This is a genomic window from Shewanella algidipiscicola, from assembly GCF_900380485.1.
GTDB lineage: Bacteria > Pseudomonadota > Gammaproteobacteria > Enterobacterales > Shewanellaceae > Shewanella > Shewanella algidipiscicola.
Genome location: NZ_OXJV01000012.1, coordinates 1 through 13,425, shown reverse-complemented (window position 1 = coordinate 13,425; position 13,425 = coordinate 1). Strand labels below are relative to the sequence as shown.

At 47.6% G+C, this 13,425-nt stretch carries 12 protein-coding genes and 2 rRNA genes; 9 read left to right on the top strand and 5 right to left on the bottom strand.

The annotated features are described in order from the left end of the window. Positions 1-9 precede the first annotated feature (9 nt). The 3 genes from pdhR to ampD form a co-directional block, all read right to left on the bottom strand. Positions 10-762: a pyruvate dehydrogenase complex transcriptional repressor PdhR gene (gene pdhR / locus DN599_RS07500; RefSeq protein ID WP_110457013.1), complete on the bottom strand. Its 753-nt coding sequence runs from the start codon at positions 760-762 to the stop codon at positions 10-12. A gap of 211 nt (positions 763-973) precedes the next feature. Then, entirely contained in the window at positions 974-1,825 is an 852-nt protein-coding gene (ampE, locus tag DN599_RS07495) for a beta-lactamase regulator AmpE (RefSeq protein ID WP_110457012.1), read from the bottom strand. An 18-nt stretch (positions 1,826-1,843) separates the two neighbouring features. Next, entirely contained in the window at positions 1,844-2,419 is a 576-nt protein-coding gene (ampD, locus tag DN599_RS07490; protein ID WP_110457500.1) for a 1,6-anhydro-N-acetylmuramyl-L-alanine amidase AmpD, read from the bottom strand. 479 nt (positions 2,420-2,898) lie between these two features. Between ampD and nadC the strand changes: the two genes are divergently transcribed. From nadC to mutT, 9 genes are all read left to right on the top strand, one after another. Continuing rightward, positions 2,899-3,780: a carboxylating nicotinate-nucleotide diphosphorylase gene (gene nadC / locus DN599_RS07485; RefSeq protein ID WP_110457011.1), complete on the top strand. Its 882-nt coding sequence runs from the start codon at positions 2,899-2,901 to the stop codon at positions 3,778-3,780. Between the two features lie 1,224 nt (positions 3,781-5,004). Then, positions 5,005-5,481: a pilin gene (locus DN599_RS07480; protein WP_110457010.1), complete on the top strand. Its 477-nt coding sequence runs from the start codon at positions 5,005-5,007 to the stop codon at positions 5,479-5,481. 93 nt (positions 5,482-5,574) lie between these two features. After that, positions 5,575-7,284 (top strand): type IV-A pilus assembly ATPase PilB, encoded by a 1,710-nt coding sequence (gene pilB, locus DN599_RS07475; protein ID WP_110457009.1) that lies wholly within the window; start codon positions 5,575-5,577, stop codon positions 7,282-7,284. Positions 7,285-7,378: 94 nt separating this feature from the next. Further along, on the top strand, positions 7,379-8,656 hold the full coding sequence (locus DN599_RS07470; protein WP_110457008.1) for a type II secretion system F family protein: 1,278 nt from the start codon (positions 7,379-7,381) through the stop codon (positions 8,654-8,656). 143 nt (positions 8,657-8,799) lie between these two features. Continuing rightward, complete coding sequence (locus DN599_RS07465; RefSeq protein WP_110457007.1) at positions 8,800-9,711, top strand: prepilin peptidase; 912 nt, start codon at positions 8,800-8,802, stop codon at positions 9,709-9,711. Between the two features lie 48 nt (positions 9,712-9,759). Beyond that, positions 9,760-10,368, top strand: coding sequence for a dephospho-CoA kinase (gene coaE / locus DN599_RS07460; protein ID WP_110457006.1), 609 nt, complete (start codon positions 9,760-9,762; stop codon positions 10,366-10,368). A 4-nt stretch (positions 10,369-10,372) separates the two neighbouring features. Continuing rightward, positions 10,373-11,107: a cell division protein ZapD gene (gene zapD / locus DN599_RS07455; RefSeq protein WP_110457005.1), complete on the top strand. Its 735-nt coding sequence runs from the start codon at positions 10,373-10,375 to the stop codon at positions 11,105-11,107. Positions 11,108-11,204: 97 nt separating this feature from the next. Beyond that, positions 11,205-11,417, top strand: coding sequence for a DNA gyrase inhibitor YacG (gene yacG, locus DN599_RS07450; protein WP_110457499.1), 213 nt, complete (start codon positions 11,205-11,207; stop codon positions 11,415-11,417). A 3-nt stretch (positions 11,418-11,420) separates the two neighbouring features. Continuing rightward, the gene (gene mutT / locus DN599_RS07445) at positions 11,421-11,810 is read left to right on the top strand and encodes an 8-oxo-dGTP diphosphatase MutT (protein ID WP_110457004.1); all 390 of its coding nucleotides are present in this window, start codon (positions 11,421-11,423) and stop codon (positions 11,808-11,810) included. Between the two features lie 458 nt (positions 11,811-12,268). Here the strand turns inward: mutT and rrf are convergent. Both rrf and DN599_RS07435 read right to left on the bottom strand, forming a co-directional pair. Continuing rightward, a 5S ribosomal RNA gene (rrf, locus tag DN599_RS07440) occupies positions 12,269-12,384 on the bottom strand. Positions 12,385-12,632: 248 nt separating this feature from the next. Continuing rightward, positions 12,633-13,425: ribosomal RNA gene (locus DN599_RS07435) — 23S ribosomal RNA — on the bottom strand; the annotation flags it as partial.

The following is a 13,425-nucleotide window of genomic DNA, read 5'->3' as shown; positions in this document are numbered from 1 at the left end:
GATACTTGCCTAAACACCACTTTTTAGGCGGCGCAGACTACGCTGCAACCGACTGTCTTCTTCCCGTACAGACAACATCACTTCCTCGATATAACTTAAATGTTCGTTCGAGGCTTCTCTTGCTGCTTCGGGATCGCGGCGCACGATAGCGGCAAGTAAATCTCGCCGATGCTCATTTGCCATCTTAGAGGCGTCAGCTCTACGCTTAAGCAACTCTAAGTTTTGCGCCACATTCTTATGCAGCACGGGAGATAAACTCAGTACCAAGTGTAGCATCGCCACATTGTGCGATGCCTCGGCAACCGCGCGATAAAAACACACGATCGCTTCGGCCTGCTCCTCAATATTCGGAGCGGCTTCTACCGCTTGGATTTTTTGTTTGATGTTTTGCATATCCGCATCGGTACCCCGAAGCGCCGCAAAATAAGCCATCATGCCTTCAGTGGCGTGACGAAACTCGAGTAGGTCGTATTGACTCTCAGAATCGCTGTGCATCAGCTCCACAATAGGATCGGCCAAACTCTGCCAAAGTTGCTCTTTGACATAAGTGCCACCGCCTTGACGACGGAGCAACAATCCTTTTGCTTCTAACTTTTGAATGGCTTCACGAAGAGAGGGTCGAGAGACTTCAAATTGCAGTGCCAATTCACGCTCTGGCGGTAATTTTTGTCCCGGTTGCAGACTCCCCTCTAGGATCATCTGCTCCAACTGACCCATTATCACGTCAGAGATTTTTGGCTGGTTGATTTTGCTATAAGCCATATGGGCCTCAGCTCCTATTGTAAATTGGTCTTACCAATTTAATTGACTGAGCGCACTTTATCAAATCACATTTGAGATGTCTAGTTCGTGATCTGCTTCATATTGCCTCAGGATTTGTGAGGATAGCTGATATTTTGCCGCAGGGGGTCTGACCATTTGCCAATAACAAGGTCAACCCCCTCGCACGCTATCCTGATGTAAGTCGGTGCCGCTATGCCACCACGCCAAATATCGTTAACAAAGATAATCCCGTGACTAACAGGATAAAATTTCGTTTACTCAACTGCAGCAAAGAGATAGTCGATTGCACACATATGGGCGTCGCCGATGAGGCCTCGAGAGTTTCGGCAGCCAAGGCCACTTCGGCTATCACGGTTCTGGCAGGCATTCGCCATTGCAGCGCCAAGCGGCGCCAGCGACTAAATGCTGCCGAAAAATGACCGCTCAAAACATAACCAAACGCGATCAAGCGACTCGGTAGCCAATCAAGCACGGTCAACGCCGAGTCCACCAGCGGTAAGCGGATTTTTTGGCTAGCGGCCTCATCGGCAAAATAACGCACGGTACAATAAAGCACGGCGCCAGCTGGCCCACAGAAAATTAAATACAGCGCCACTGCACCATAAAAACGATAATTAACCCAAGCCACGGTCTGACCCACCTTAGCACCTAAGTCAGTTTCCGATATCGCATCGAGGCTAACGCTGGGATCAAGAGCCTCGGCAAAGTGATAACATGCTTGTACATCTCCTCGGCACGCCGCTTGAATATACTGCTTAAAGACTTGCCGCTGCTTGAGATGACTAAAGCATAAAATCGCCACCGCCACCCATAACAGTAAGCTAATAAGCCCCCAAAACATCCCCTCAACAAACCAAGCCAACACCTGTACACTCACCGCGGGTAACAACAGCGCCAGCAGCATCATGGGCTCATTTTTCAGCGAGTTATCACCAAAAAAAGCCTTGTTATACCAAGCCAACAAGGTCTCTAGCTGCCAAGCTTGTGGCAACAATTTTAACCGCTCAATCATAATCGCTATCAACAACGAAAACAGCGCCATCTCAGTCTCCTTACCTTGTCAATCAATGGTCTTATCGGCATAGCCGAGTAGATTCTTTTTATACCTAGACCAGTCAAAACTTCCACCAGGATCAGTTTTACGCCCAGGCGCTATATCACAATGTCCTACTATTCGCTCGCCATTGAGCAAAGGGTAGGCGTCAAACAAGGCTAAGGTTAATTGTTGTAATGTCGCATATTGGGCATAGGTATAGGCAATATCGTCCGTGCCCTCTAACTCGACCCCTATGGCAAAATCATTACACCCCTCGCGCCCCTCATAGCACGACACACCCGCATGCCAAGCCCTGTCATCACAGCTGACATACTGCACTAACTCCCCATCACGGCGAATTAAAAAATGGGCCGATACCGTTAATTGGGCCAACTCACAAAAGCTGTCGTCAGCGCTCACATCGATGCAGCCTTGAAACAGTTGGTCAATATACGGCAAACCAAATTGACCCGCAGGTAAGCTAATGTTGTGGATCACTAATAAGCTCACCTCGCCATGAGGCCGCGGATTAAAGTGTGGCGATACACAGCGCCTTGCATGGCTGATCCAGCCATCATCTTGCATTGTTAGTTTACTCATCTTGCCTCGAATGCGGCTCATTTGCCTATCTTTATATTGTCTAAAGTAGGTGTACGGCCCTACGCCAGCGATGGTTAACATTAATCGCTGAGTTTAAAAGCCAATAGCGGCGAATTCACCCGCCTAAAATAGCAAAAAAAAATGTGAAATCCACTTTACCTGCATTTGTCTCGCCTCGCTAGTTAAGGCGCCGCGACCGATAAAACCTCATCAACAATCATCGCCATACACAGTGATAAACACTTATCACCGCTAACAAGCGTTTTGTTATAGATAAGGGCGGTAACTCAATCTATAATTTACGCTGCTTTTTCAGATTCATATTTGCTATCATTCCAATACAAAACACCAGTGCTAGCAGCCAATACGGGCACAACGCCATAAGGCATTTACGCCACTCTTAATGTCTCCACAAACGGGATAATTAACCACAGGTCGCTAACCGCCACGAGAGACTGCTACTCACAGAGGACAGAAACATGTTGGAAAATGATATAAGACTCGCGGTTAAAATCGCCCTCGAAGAAGATTTAGGCTACCAAGCCGACAGCAATTTGAGTGCCCAAGAAAAACTCAGCGCCGATATTACCGCCCAACTGATCCCAAGCGATCGCTATGCACAGGCCACCCTCATCACCCGTGAAGAGGGCGTATTTTGCGGTAAGGCATGGGCAGAGCAAGTCTTTAATCAGCTCGGCAGCGAAGTTGCCCTCCATTGGCATGTTGATGACGGCGATCTACTCGTCCCCAACCAAGTATTGTGTGAACTGTCGGGCCCGGCGCGTGCCATTTTGACCGGTGAGCGCACCGCCATGAACTTTATCCAAACCTTATCGGGCGTGGCCACCCTCACAAAACATTATGTCGATAAAATCGCAGGCACTCACTGTAAGCTACTCGACACCCGCAAAACCATCCCAGGGCTGCGCACCGCCCAAAAATACGCGGTCACCTGCGGTGGCGGACAAAACCATCGTATCGGGTTATTCGATGCCTTTTTAATCAAAGAAAATCACATCATGGCCTGTGGATCAATTGCTCACGCGATTAACGCCGCCCGTCAATTGGCCAGCGATAAATTGGTCGAGGTTGAGGTCGAAAGTCTCGACGAATTAACCCAAGCCTTAGACGCCCAAAGCGATATCGTGATGTTAGACAATTTCGACGTCACCATGATGTTACAGGCGGTCGAGCTTAATAACCGCTACCCTGAGGCCCAGCGCGCTAAGCTAGAAGTATCGGGCAACGTCACCTTAGACACCATCGGCGACTTTGCCAGCACAGGTGTCGACTACATCTCAGTCGGCGCGCTCACTAAACACCTTAAAGCGCTCGACCTATCGTTAAGGCTGAAAGATTAGCCCCAACCGACTCGCCCTCAAGGTCATCAGTCTTACACCATCAGCATGAGGTGTCGCTCAAGGCAATACGCTAGCACCTCATCTATCTGACTTATCGAGCCGCATCACCAGCGGCTCGGCTTAATCACAACCATCCTTAAAAAGATAAAGCAGAGGAGGCAGTCCATGCTGTACGGCTAATGACTAAAACCGACCTAATCACCAAGCCTAGTACACGACCTCATGTAAGCTCGCCTAATTTTAAGCACTATTTATAAGCGCTAATGACCCCAAAAAAACCGTCACACCACCCAAAATGTAACAAAAAAGATAATAATAGGTTGCTACTGGCATGCAGCCCAACACACAACCAAGGCTAAATCACTCAAGCCCATTATCGTCACCTAAAACCACAGGCACCCCCCTATAAATAAGTCATCAAGAGCACCAATGTAAAACTTACGACTGACAATAATTTGGCTGCAGTAGTCAAGCTCATAGCGAGTCTCCTCACTTGGTAAACAACATTTTTTTGACTAATGGGTGAAATGTGCCATTTATTTAGATAGCGACAAAATTATGTTAGAACTGTTTTTTCAAAAACACCCCAGCATTAGACAAATTTATCGCAAAATTAGTACTTTGTTGTCATTGGTAGTTCCATTCCAGTTAACTTTGTACTAACTTTGACAGCAGGTGAGCCAGCCATTTCAGCCAGCTCTCTACCAAGCTAGACTAAATACTCAGTCGAAATGATGAATATGACGAAAATGGGCTAGTATTGCAGAAGATACGCCACCCAACAGGCTAAACAAAAAGATAAGTTGAGTTAAGTAAACTAACATTTATCTTTATTGTTGAAACCAAGGTGTTACATTGCACACTGGCCACCTAGGTTAAACCTAAGTTAAGGCTAGGTTAACTAGGTGGCTATAACTTAAACTGCTTACTGGTTCACTGCTAAAGTGAGTAGTGGCTAAAGTGGGTAGTGGGCAGTGGGTAAAGCTACCCAAACGACATACGGTACACCAGTAATGTTGTACAACTTATTAATGCGCTACCTTAACCTAGGATAACATCGGCATCATTGCTGCCAAATCCTCAAGTTAATGGCAATTGATAAGCCAATGACCTATCAGCTATTAACTAATAACCTGATAGTAGTTAATTGGATAGAAAACAATAAGCATAGCAAACAATTACTAAACAATAAGATAACATTATCGTCCAACGGAGAGCGTAACAATGAAAGGTATCCAATTGAACCAACAAATCAACAACGCTAAGGGTTTCACCCTGATCGAATTGATGATCGTAGTCGCGATCATCGGTATTCTAGCGGCTATCGCACTGCCTGCTTATCAGGATTATACCTCTAGAGCAAAGGCCTCAGAAATAATGTTAGCAGCAAGTACAGCTAAAACTTGTGTTAGTGAGAAAGCTCAATACGGAGCAAGCCCTGCTGCATGTGGCGATGGTTTCGTTGCCACAAAATATGCAGGAACTCTAACTACTTCTGCAGCAGGAGTGATTACTGTTACAGCGACTACTGGAAGTGATTTAGAAGGTTTATCAATTTTGTTAACACCACAAAATGGCGCGGCAGCAGCAGCAGCTACAGACTTTACAACTGCTGGTGGATTCAATCTTACAGAGTGGAAATGCACTGGTACAGCAGTTTCACCGGCCAAAACAAGTTGGTTACCAGGTAGTTGCACATAATAAAGGCTGTTGATATTAAACAAAAGACACCAAAGGGAGCTAAGCTCTCTTTGGTCATTTTAAGAATATAATTTATCTACTACGGTTGAAATCATGCCAACCACAGGTCTTCACTTAGGATTATCCACCCTCTTTATTCGCAAGCATCTCCTAAGCGAAGCCCAAATTGCATCCGCAATAACCCGCTCGCGCCAAGCCAAGCAATCCTTAGTCTCCACCATAGTCGCCGATAAGCTGCTCTCCGCCCGTGAGATTGCCGAGCTCTGTTATGAAGAATATGGCACGCCGCTACTAGACCTAAATGAATTCGACCTGAGCAGCATCCCCGAAGACTTTCTCAATCGTAAACTCATAGAGAAACACCGCTGCCTGCCGCTGTTTAAGCGCGGTAACCGCCTCTATATTGGTACCTCAGATCCCACCAATATTGCCGCACTAGAAGACTTTCAATTTAGCGCCGGGCTGCACGCCGAGGCGATATTAGTCGAAGATGACAAACTCACCAAGGCGCTGGAAAAGGTGCTCGAAGAGGATATCTCAGCGCTGGATTTAGACGGCATAGATGCCGACTCCCTCTCGGGCATCGAGATCACCGATACCGACAAGCAGCATGATGAGCCGACGGGGGATGCTAGTGACGATGCGCCAATTGTTATCTATATCAATAAAATTTTGACCGACGCCATACGTAAAGGGGCGTCGGACTTACACTTTGAGCCTTACGAGAAGCGCTACCGCATCCGTTTTCGGGTCGATGGCATATTGCATCAAGTCTCCGAGCCGCCGGTCAACCTCTCGGGCCGCATATCGGCGCGCCTCAAGGTGATGTCAAAGCTGGATATTGCCGAGCGCCGCGTACCCCAAGATGGCCGCATCAAGATGAAGCTGTCGCGCACTAAATCTATCGATTTTCGGGTGAGCACCCTGCCCACCATCTGGGGCGAAAAAATCGTAATGCGTATCTTAGACTCATCCTCGGCGCAGCTGGGCATCGAAAAGCTCGGCTACGAAGACGATCAGCGCGAGCTGTATGAGCAGATGCTGGCTAAACCCCAAGGCATGATCTTGGTCACCGGCCCTACAGGCTCGGGTAAAACCGTCTCCCTCTATACCGGGCTGAATATTCTCAATACCGAAGAGCGCAATATCTCCACCGCCGAAGATCCGGTCGAAATAAACTTAGAGGGGGTCAATCAGGTTCACATTAACTTAAAAGCTGGCCTCACCTTCGCCTCGGCGCTGCGCTCATTTTTACGCCAAGACCCCGACGTGGTGATGGTAGGGGAAATTCGCGATCTCGAAACCGCCGAAATTGCCATCAAGGCGGCGCAAACCGGCCACTTAGTGCTCTCGACCCTGCACACTAACTCGGCGGCCGAAACCTTAACCCGCTTGCTCAATATGGGCGTGCCTGGCTATAACATCGCCAGCTCGGTTAACCTGATTATTGCCCAGCGCCTTGCCAGACGCCTATGCACCGAGTGCCGCTTGCCTGAAGAGGTGCCCGAACACGAGCTATTAAAACTTGGCTTTACCCAACTGCAAATCGATGAGGGCTTTACCGTGTATAAGCCTGTGGGCTGCGACCTCTGCTCTGGTGGCTATAAAGGCCGCGTCGGTATTTATGAGGTGATGAAAATGTCAGATGAAATTGCCCGCACCATCATGGAAGGCGGTAATTCACTGCAAATTGCCACCCAAGCCAAGGAGCAAGGCATGCGCGATCTGCGCGATTCTGGCCTACGTAAGGTGATTGCCGGCGTCACCAGCATTGCCGAAATTAACCGTGTGACCAGCTTCTAGCCCAAAACAATAAGTGATTGGCAACTTACAGCCTAAGACTTACAACTTAATACATACAGCTCAATACTTAATACTTACGAGTTAAGGACACACCATGGCCACCGCATCACTTGCTAAGTCAAAAAGCCCATCGAAAAGCAAAAAGCCAAAAGCGGCCAAGGCACAGCCAAAGGTCGTTACCTTCGAATGGAAAGGCACCAATCGTGATGGCAAAAAAACCGGTGGCGAACTACGCGGCACCTCGGCTGCCGAAATCAAAGCCCAGCTAAAGTCTCAAGGGGTAAACCCCAAAGTCGTTAAGAAAAAAGCCGAATCGTTATTTAAACGCGACCCTAAGATCACCGCCATGGATATCGCCATGATGACCCGCCAGATTGCCACCATGTTGGCCGCCGGCGTGCCCATAGTGACCACCTTGGAGATGCTCGGCCGCGGCCATGAAAAGCCGAAGATGCGCGAGCTACTCGCCACTATCGTTGCCGATGTGCAGTCGGGGATCCCGCTGTCGGACTCACTCAAACCCCACCGCAAATATTTCGACGACCTGTATGTCGACCTTGTGGCCGCAGGCGAGCACTCGGGCTCTCTCGATGCGGTGTTTGACAGAATCGCCACTTACCGCGAAAAAGCCGAAGCACTCAAGTCTAAAATCAAAAAAGCCATGTTTTACCCGGCCGCTGTAGTGATAGTCGCTATTTTGGTCACCTCATTATTGCTGCTCTTTGTGGTGCCCCAGTTTGAAGAGATCTTTAATGGTTTTGGCGCCGAGCTGCCCGCCTTTACCCAATTAATTATTGGTCTGTCTCGCTGGTTACAAGGCTCATGGTATTTCTTTGTCATCGCCATCATTGTTGGGGTATGGGCATTCAAACGCGCCCACTTAACTTCAGAAACCTTTCGTAATCGCGTCGACGAGGCAGTCCTCAAGATCCCAGCTATCGGCGACATTTTGCATAAAGGTGCCATGGCGCGTTTTGCCAGAACCTTAGCCACCACATTTGCCGCCGGCGTGCCATTAATTGATGGCTTAGAGTCTGCTGCTGGTGCATCGGGCAACTATGTCTATCGCAAAGCCCTATTAAAGGTGCGCCAAGAGGTGATGTCGGGCATGCAGATGAACGTTGCCATGCGTACAACAGGACTATTTCCCGATATGTTGATCCAAATGGTGATGATTGGTGAAGAGTCTGGCGGCCTCGATGAGATGCTCAATAAGGTGGCTAATATCTACGAAATGCAGGTGGATGATGCCGTCGATGGATTGTCTAGCCTTATTGAGCCCGTTATGATGGTGGTGATAGGTACCGTGGTGGGTGGCTTGATTGTCGGCATGTATTTACCCATCTTCGAAATGGGTAATGTGGTAGGCTAACCCTTGAATGAAGTTCATTAATCAATTGCATTTAAAGCGACTATTTAAATAAGCCATTGGTTAAATGAGCTATTGGCCGGCGACTTTGGCATAGAAGATGCCATTTTTAGTAACTAGTTAGCATCAACAAGATAAGTACAATAATGACTCAGTTTATCGATTTAATGGCGCAGCACCCTTGGCTGTTTGCCACCATCAGTTTTGTCTTTGCCGCCACTATTGGCAGCTTTCTCAATGTGGTGATCCACCGTTTACCTGTGATGATGAAGCGCGAGTGGCAGCAAGAATGCAACCAATACCTCAAGGAATATCATCAAGCCCTGATTGCCCCTATCGCCGACAAACTCGACGCCCCTATCGATGCCTTTCCAGCCAAATACAATTTGATAGTCCCCGGCTCGGCTTGCCCCAAATGCAATACCACGATTAAACCTTGGCATAACCTTCCCATAGTGGGCTGGTTAATGCTTAGAGGTCGCTGCGCCAGTTGCAGCATGCCGATTTCACCTCGCTACCCGGTAATTGAAGCAATTACCGGCGTTGCTATCGCTTATTTAGCCCTGCATTTTGGTCCCAGCTGGCAATTTGCCTTGGCAACATTGCTCACTTTCGCCCTGCTAACGCTAACCTTTATCGATCTCGACGAGATGCTACTGCCCGACCAAATCACCTTACCGCTACTCTGGTTAGGTTTACTCATTAACCTCAATGGCACCTTTGCCACAAGCACCGATGCCATCATTGGTGCCGCCGCGGGTTACTTGAGCCTGTGGAGTGTCTTTTGGGGCTTTAAGTTACTCACAGGTAAGGAAGGCATGGGCTACGGTGATTTTAAACTGCTAGCCGTATTCGGTGCCTGGTTAGGTTGGCAGTTGCTGCCTTTGATCATATTGTTATCATCGGTTGTCGGGGCTGTGGTTGGCATCGCGATGATAGTCAATAAGAAAATCAACTCGGGTAATCCCATTCCGTTTGGCCCATATATTGCCATCGCTGGGTGGATTGCCATGTTATGGGGCGAGCAGATAGTCAACGCTTATTTAGCGACCCTATAACCCTCGACCTTTGTCTATAACACTACTTTGAGAGTTTAAGAGCCAGCCATGTCAAATTTTGTTGTCGGATTAACCGGGGGGATTGGCAGTGGAAAAACGACCGTGGCCAACCTGTTTGCCGAATTGGGGATCACCTTGGTTGATGCCGACATCGTCAGCCGAGAAGTGGTCGCCAAAGACAGTGAAGGATTAGCCAAAATAGTCGAACACTTTGGCGAAACCATCTTATTGGATAATGGCGAGCTTAACCGTGCAGCATTAAGGCAACGTATTTTTAGTAATACTGCCGATCGTGAATGGCTTAATGCCCTTTTGCATCCACTCATTAGGGCAGAAATGCTGTCGCAATTAGAAAAAGCTGACTCACCCTACGCTATTTTAGTTGTGCCCTTGCTATTTGAGAATGGTTTAGATAGCTTAGTCAATTGCACTTTAGTGGTTGATATTTCACCTGAACTACAAACCAAGCGGACCATCGAGCGCGATGCGGTCAGTGCAGAACAAGTCCAAAACATAATAAACAGTCAGGCCAGTAGAGCCGAGAAACTGTCAAAAGCTGATGATGTCATCGACAATCAAGGAACGATATCAGCATTAAAAGGCAAGGTAGCTGTATTACATAATAAATACCTAACACTAGCCGGTCGCACCCGATAATGTCATGAATAAATTGATCTATGAACAGCCACTCAATGAGAAAACCCGCAGCTATTTACGGCTCGAGTATCTTGCCAATCAGTTGCAGAGTAACCTAGTTCAAGACCACCAACATCGGTGCTTTTATCCGCTATTCTCCTTGTGTGAACTCACAGAGCGCTGTGATTATCAAATTGAAATTATTAAAGATATCGATAAACAACTACAACAATTAACTCACTGGCAAAATCAAAATAACACCGATAAACAACAGCTCACTGACCTTATCGATAGACTAAAAGATGCCAGAAAATATTTAATCCACTACCAACGTCCCGGACAAATACTCAAACAAGACCGCTTCTTGTCAGCACTAAGACAACGATTTGGCATGCCGGGTGCCTGTTGCAACTTTGACTTACCCCAACTGCATTTTTGGTTAGCAAAACCCTTCGATGTTCGCCTGCAGGAATATCGAACTTGGATAGCCCACTTCGACTGCTTGCTCACCCCCATCAAACTGCTACTTGAATTAACTCGTCAAAACACCCATTACACCGATGAAACCGCCATTGCTGGATTTTACCAAGGCAATAGTGAGCAGGCATTATCTCTTATCAGAGTTAAACTCGATGCCGCACAAGGCTGTTACCCCACCATTAGCGGTAATCGCAATCGTTACGCAATCCACTTCGTTGGATTTGAGCAACAAAAACATTCAGACCAAACCATCGACTTTATGTTGGCAACCTGTCGCTAAACTGATTACCATTGGGCTTAATGCCAATTCAATTAATTAAGCGTTCGACTGATTAATCGGATTCGTATAAATCACCAAAGCGACAATGGGAGCTTTTATGCCAACCGTAGTAAACTGCCCGACCTGCAAAGCCCAAGTAGAGTGGACTGTAACATCTAAATTTAAACCTTTCTGCAGCGAACGCTGCAAGCTTATTGATCTTGGCGACTGGGCGTCAGAGAAACACGCCATTCCAGTGAAACCTGAGTTCGATGCTGAGTCCTTAGATGCACTCGGGTATGATGAAGCAGACTTTTTCAAGGACAACTAACCGATGAAACGAGTACATGTCGCCGTTGGTGTTGTTATGAATACCACCAATCAGGTACTGCTAGCTAAACGCCCAGACCATCTTCATCAAGGTGGAAAATGGGAATTTCCAGGTGGTAAAGTTGAAAATAATGAAACAACATCACAAGCACTAATCCGAGAGTTGCAAGAAGAGGTTAATATTACTGTTAGCGATACAACGCCTCTAATGACAATTGCTCACGATTATCCCGACAAACAAGTCCTACTCGATATCCATATAGTAAACAGCTTCTCTGGAGAGCCTAGAGGCCTTGAAGGACAACCAATAGAGTGGGCTGACTTACATAAGTTACAACACTATGACTTTCCTGCGGCTAATGCACCCATCATAGATAAGCTACTTGCCCTATAAGGCACAAGCCCTGTATCTATCGATATTGGGCTTGTATCAAAGTGAATACCTCCCGCTTAGCCGCCAAGCATAATCAAGTAATCAATATCATCTAAATCTCTCTAGCCGATATTCAGGCTAAGTTGGGCAAACTCATATACCAAAAAGCCCGCGGCGTTAGCTACGGGCTTTATCGACTCTCTTGCGAGAGCATTAGGCATCTGTAATAGTCAGCTTCAAGCTAGCTCTCCGGGTTCAGCTCCAGCATCAAGCTGCGCTTGATAAGCACAGACGCTGCCCCCTACGACCGCCAAGGATGGCGGAAGTGTCGATATTGTCTGGAACATTTATCGACCTCCACATGAGTTTGAGCCTCACCACGTTCGGACTTTTTATTTCCCCATTTTCGAGTGATAATTTCAATAGCGGTTAAACGAAAAAAGCCCGTTGCATTAGCAACGGGCTTTTTAGTATTAGGCGTCTGGAAATGACCTACTCTCACATGGGGAGACCCCACACTACCATCGGCGCGATTGCGTTTCACTTCTGAGTTCGGGATGGGATCAGGTGGTACCACAATGCTATGGTTTCCAGACAAATTCTTACTGGTTAATTGTCCGTCTGACGGCATTGTTTCCTCGCTACAGTGCTCATGTACTAAAGTACACTCCACGCTTCGCTCGTTACGGCTTTGTCAGCCAAACAATTACCTGCGTAATTAACCAAAATTATAAATTTAGAAAGCTGTTCTCTTTATACAAGAGTTAAATTTGAGTCACACTAAATCAAGTGNCTGTATTCTTTCGCTAAAGTTAACCATTAACTGAAACCCTTTTGGGTTGTATGGTTAAGCCTCACGGGTCATTAGTACAAGTTAGCTCAACGCCTCACAACGCTTACACACCTTGCCTATCAACGTAGTAGTCTCCTACGGCCCTTTAGAGGACTTAAAGTCCTAGGGATGACTCATCTTAGGGCTCGCTTCCCGCTTAGATGCTTTCAGCGGTTATCGATTCCGAACGTAGCTACCGGGCAATGCCATTGGCATGACAACCCGAACACCAGCGGTTCGTCCACTCCGGTCCTCTCGTACTAGGAGCAGCTCCCTTCAATCATCCAACGCCCACGGCAGATAGGGACCGAACTGTCTCACGACGTTCTGAACCCAGCTCGCGTACCACTTTAAATGGCGAACAGCCATACCCTTGGGACCGACTTCAGCCCCAGGATGTGATGAGCCGACATCGAGGTGCCAAACACCGCCGTCGATATGAACTCTTGGGCGGTATCAGCCTGTTATCCCCGGAGTACCTTTTATCCGTTGAGCGATGGCCCTTCCATTCAGAACCACCGGATCACTATGACCTGCTTTCGCACCTGCTCGACGTGTATGTCTCGCAGTTAAGCTGGCTTATGCCATTGCACTAACCGTACGATGTCCGACCGTACTTAGCCAACCTTCGTGCTCCTCCGTTACTCTTTGGGAGGAGACCGCCCCAGTCAAACTACCCACCAGGCACTGTCCTCAACCCCGATTCAGGGGCCAGAGTTAGAACATCAACACTACAAGGGTGGTATTTCAAGGTTGACTCCACAAGAACTGGCGTTCCTGCTTCAAAGTCTCCCACCTATCCTA

Bases quoted from the DNA above. Each gene is read 5' to 3' on its own strand.
- DN599_RS07470 (WP_110457008.1), top strand. From the start codon at position 7,379: ATGGCCACCGCATCACTTGCTAAGTCAAAAAGCCCATCGAAAAGCAAA.
- coaE (WP_110457006.1), top strand. From the start codon at position 9,760: ATGTCAAATTTTGTTGTCGGATTAACCGGGGGGATTGGCAGTGGAAAA.
- zapD (WP_110457005.1), top strand. From the start codon at position 10,373: ATGAATAAATTGATCTATGAACAGCCACTCAATGAGAAAACCCGCAGC.
- pdhR (WP_110457013.1), bottom strand. From the start codon at position 762: ATGGCTTATAGCAAAATCAACCAGCCAAAAATCTCTGACGTGATAATG.
- ampE (WP_110457012.1), bottom strand. From the start codon at position 1,825: ATGGCGCTGTTTTCGTTGTTGATAGCGATTATGATTGAGCGGTTAAAA.
- DN599_RS07480 (WP_110457010.1), top strand. From the start codon at position 5,005: ATGAAAGGTATCCAATTGAACCAACAAATCAACAACGCTAAGGGTTTC.
- mutT (WP_110457004.1), top strand. From the start codon at position 11,421: ATGAAACGAGTACATGTCGCCGTTGGTGTTGTTATGAATACCACCAAT.
- DN599_RS07465 (WP_110457007.1), top strand. From the start codon at position 8,800: ATGACTCAGTTTATCGATTTAATGGCGCAGCACCCTTGGCTGTTTGCC.
- yacG (WP_110457499.1), top strand. From the start codon at position 11,205: ATGCCAACCGTAGTAAACTGCCCGACCTGCAAAGCCCAAGTAGAGTGG.
- ampD (WP_110457500.1), bottom strand. From the start codon at position 2,419: ATGAGTAAACTAACAATGCAAGATGATGGCTGGATCAGCCATGCAAGG.
- pilB (WP_110457009.1), top strand. From the start codon at position 5,575: ATGCCAACCACAGGTCTTCACTTAGGATTATCCACCCTCTTTATTCGC.
- nadC (WP_110457011.1), top strand. From the start codon at position 2,899: ATGTTGGAAAATGATATAAGACTCGCGGTTAAAATCGCCCTCGAAGAA.